The sequence below is a fragment of the Microbacterium sp. Bi128 genome (assembly GCF_918698205.1).
This window is the reverse complement of the sequence record NZ_CAKKMM010000495.1, coordinates 1-3,429: the sequence shown is the minus strand read 5'-3', so window position 1 is coordinate 3,429 and position 3,429 is coordinate 1. Positions and strand designations below refer to the sequence as shown.

The 3,429-nt window shown below is 69.7% G+C and carries 3 protein-coding genes; all 3 read left to right on the top strand.

Annotated features, from left to right (window positions below):
* Window positions 1-188 precede the first annotated feature (188 nt).
* The 3 genes from LQV45_RS21730 to rpsD all read left to right on the top strand — a co-directional run bounded on the left by LQV45_RS21730 (window position 189) and on the right by rpsD (window position 3,201).
* Window positions 189-1,628, top strand: a complete 1,440-nt coding sequence (locus LQV45_RS21730) for a replication-associated recombination protein A (RefSeq protein WP_374208269.1) — start codon at window positions 189-191, stop codon at window positions 1,626-1,628.
* A 52-nt stretch (window positions 1,629-1,680) separates the two neighbouring features.
* Entirely contained in the window at window positions 1,681-2,415 is a 735-nt protein-coding gene (locus tag LQV45_RS21725) for a DUF1361 domain-containing protein (protein ID WP_230008777.1), read from the top strand.
* Between the two features lie 156 nt (window positions 2,416-2,571).
* Window positions 2,572-3,201, top strand: coding sequence for a 30S ribosomal protein S4 (rpsD, locus tag LQV45_RS21720; protein WP_230008776.1), 630 nt, complete (start codon window positions 2,572-2,574; stop codon window positions 3,199-3,201).
* The last annotated feature ends 228 nt before the right edge of the window (window positions 3,202-3,429 follow it).

Below are 3,429 nucleotides of genomic sequence, written 5' to 3'. Positions count from 1 at the left end.
TCTGCCGATCCTTGCCACCCGTCGCCACATCGACTCCTTCTCACCGTCCGCGAACCGCCCCCGATCCTACGCACCGCCCGCAGCGCCTCACAAAGGCAGGCACACCCCGTGTCGGTGGGCGCGATTAGCCTGGATCGGTGACCAGTGCTTCCGCCCTCTTCCAGGGCCAGACCCCGCTCGCCGTGCGGATGCGTCCGACGAGCCTCGACGAGGTCGCCGGTCAGGGACACCTGCTGCGCCCGGGCTCACCCCTGGTCACCCTCGCCGGCGCCGACTCCTCGGCATCCGTCTCCGCCGTCTCTGTGATCCTGTGGGGGCCTCCGGGCACCGGCAAGACGACGCTCGCGCAGGCGATCGCACGATCGTCCGGACGCCGTTTCGTCGAGTTGTCGGCGATCACCGCGGGCGTGAAGGACGTCCGCGAGGTCATGCAAGAGGCGCTCACTCAACGCGACCTCTACGGCCAATCGACGATCCTGTTCCTCGACGAGATCCACCGCTTCACCAAAGCCCAGCAGGACGCGCTACTCCCGGGCGTCGAGAACGGGTGGGTCGTCCTCATCGCCGCCACCACCGAGAACCCCTCGTTCTCGGTGATCTCGCCGCTGCTCTCGCGCTCGCTGCTGCTGACTCTGCGCCCGCTCGGCGACGACGACCTCGGCGCTCTCGTCGATCGCGCGGTGACCGATCCGCGGGGACTCGCCGGCGGTGTCGTGCTCAGCGCCGAAGCCCGATCAGCCCTCGTGCGCCTGGCCTCGGGCGACGCGCGTCGCGCCCTCACCGCCCTCGAGGCCGCGGCATCCGTCGCTGCCGACGACGCCACCCGCGAGGACGCGCCCCACCCCGACGGCGCGGACGCCGACACCGACGGTCCCGAAGACGCGGATGCCGATGACGCCGGTGCCGATGACGCCGGTGCCGATGACGCGGATGCCGATGACGCCGACGCCGACGACGCCGGTGGCGAGACCACAGCGGACGGTGACGACCGCCCCGTCATCACGGGCGACCACATCGCGCAGGCGGTCGACCGCGCGCTGCTGCGGTACGACCGGCAGGGCGACGAGCATTACGACGTCATCAGCGCCTTCATCAAGTCGGTCCGGGGCTCCGACGTCGACGCCGCGGTCCACTACCTCGCCCGCATGATCGAGGCGGGGGAGGACCCGCGGTTCATCGCTCGACGGCTGGTCATCTCCGCCGCCGAAGACATCGGTCTCGCCGATCCGCAGGCACTGCAGATCGCCGTCGCCGCGGCGGATGCCGTGGCCTTCATCGGCATGCCCGAGGGCCGCATCCCGCTGGCCGAGGCGACGGTGTACCTCGCGACCACGGCGAAATCCAACGCCGCCTACAACGCGATCAACGCCGCGATCGCCGATGTCCGCGCCGGCGGGTTCGGGCGTGTGCCGCTGCACCTGCGCGACGCGCACTACCCCGGAGCCAAGCGGTTGGGGCACGGCAAGGGCTACAAGTACTCGCACGACAGCGACATCGGCATCGTCGCGCAGCAGTATCTGCCCGACGAACTGCGCGGACGGCAGTACTACCAGCCGACTTCGCACGGCGCCGAACGAGACGTCTCGGCGCGACTGGAGAAGATCCGCCGCATCCTCGACGGCGGGTGAAATCGAGGGACGTCGCGTCAGCGAACCGGAACGGCCGTGCGACGCTGGCGCGGTGACCGCCGTCCTGCTCGCCGCCGCCGCCGTGATCGTCCTCGATGTGTACGCCGCCGTGCTGGTCGTCCTGCGAGCGAAGGTCTACCGGGTCGCGCTCTACCGGCCGATGCTCCTGAACATCGGCCTGTCGGCCCTGCCGGTCGTGACGGCGCTCGGAGTCTGCGGGGGACTGGCCGTGTTGGCGCCGATCCTCGCCCACCTCGTCGACATCGGCCCCGATGCGCGGGCCGTCGTCGTGACGGCGTACCTCCTGGCGGCCACCGGCGTGTGGCTTCTCCTCTTCCCCAACTCGGTCTACCTGATCACCGAGCTGAACTTCAGCCACCGCACGGCGAGCTCTCCGGTCCCTCTCTGGTACGACATCATTCAGACGCTGGTGCTGACGCTCTCGGGGATCGGAAACGCGATCCTGAGCCTCGGCATCCTGCAGACCCTTCTCATCGTCTTCGAGGACCGCCCCGACGCGAGTCTTCCGGCGACCGGCTGGGTCTTCGCCGGCGTCGTCATCGTGCTGGGCGCCGTCGGCGTGTACCTCGGCCGCTATCTGCGCGTCAACAGCTGGGATGTCCGGCATCCCGTGGCTCTGCTGCAGAAGCTCACGGCCCATCTGCGCCAGCCGGGCACGGCGCTGGAGGCGAGCGCCTTCGTGATCACCCACGCGCTCCTCATCGGGCTGCTCTACGTGCCCCTGTTCTCGATCACCTGGACCTCCTTCGCGGCGACCGCCGTCTGATAGACTGCATCGGTTCGAAACAGTGTTTTCGGGCATCCCCTCTCTTCTTCACCGACCTTCCGGCATGCCCCGGCGTGCAGTCCGGACAGGGCGAAGAGAGCGTGATACGTCCGTGAGCCGCGAAAGGCGCGGCCACGTCATCGGAAGGAGTACTTCGTGGCAACGAAGTCCCAGGACCGCCGCAAGGTCCGTCTGTCGCGCGCCCTCGGCGTCGCGCTCACCCCGAAGGCCGCCCGCTACCTCGAGAAGCGTCCTTACGCTCCCGGCGAGCACGGCCGCACCAAGCGCAAGGCCGACAGCGACTACGCCGTCCGTCTGCGCGAGAAGCAGCGTCTGCGCGAGCAGTACGGCATCCGCGAGAAGCAGCTGCGCATCGCGTTCAACGAGGCCCGCCGCACCGACGGCCTGACCGGTGAGAACCTGGTCGAGCTGCTCGAGATGCGTCTGGACGCCCTGGTCGTGCGTTCGGGCTTCGCCCGTACCACCGCTCAGGCCCGCCAGCTCGTCGTGCACCGCCACATCCTGGTCGACGGCCAGCTCGTGGACCGCCCGTCGTTCCGCGTCAAGCCGGGTCAGCTCATCCACGTCAAGGCCAAGAGCGAAGGCCTCGAGCCCTTCCAGGTCGCGGCCGCCGGTGGGCACGCCGAGGTTCTGCCCCCCGTTCCGGGCTACCTCGAGGTCGACCTCGCGACGCTGCAGGCGAAGCTCGTGCGTCGCCCCAAGCGCGCCGAAGTGCCCGTCACCTGTGACGTGCAGCTCGTCGTCGAGTACTACGCCGCTCGCTGAGTCCCAGACTCACGAGCCGAAGGGCGCCGGGTTCTCCCGGCGCCCTTCGTCGTTTCGCTGCGGCACAACTCCGGCACCACCGGCGCCCGAGCAGCCGCGGCACGTCCGAAACGGCATCCCCGCAGGAGTTCTGCGTGCCGAGAGGGGCCCCAGATGCCGGGGCGAGCGGCATCCGCCCCGTCGAGCACGCGCGACACAGGGCCTGTCGCCTACGATGAAGGGATGCCG

What these genes read in the sequence shown, in the direction of transcription:
- LQV45_RS21730 (WP_374208269.1), top strand. Translation starts at nt 189, where the DNA reads ATGCGTCCGACGAGCCTCGACGAGGTCGCCGGTCAGGGACACCTGCTG.